We start from the raw sequence: 212 nt of genomic DNA on the forward strand, positions 1-212 counted from the left end.
ACGATGAGTGTCCACACAGATTGATTAGGTTTAGAAAGTAAAAGAGACGATATTGGGTCTGTAGCTCAGCTGGTTAGAGCGCTCGCCTGATAAGCGGGAGGTCGGTGGTTCGAGTCCACTCAGACCCACCAATATCGATTAGAAACAAAGATGGGGCTATAGCTCAGCTGGGAGAGCGCCTGCCTTGCACGCAGGAGGTCTGCGGTTCGATC

1 tRNA gene is annotated in these 212 nt (G+C 51.9%); it reads left to right on the forward strand.

Annotated features, from left to right (window positions below):
* Positions 1 to 54 precede the first annotated feature (54 nt).
* A tRNA-Ile gene (locus AB4407_RS20215) sits at positions 55 to 131 on the forward strand.
* Positions 132 to 212: the final 81 nt, after the last annotated feature.

Origin of the sequence: Vibrio sp. 10N.261.46.E11 (genome assembly GCF_041472735.1) — a bacterium.
In the GTDB taxonomy this organism is placed as follows: domain Bacteria; phylum Pseudomonadota; class Gammaproteobacteria; order Enterobacterales; family Vibrionaceae; genus Vibrio.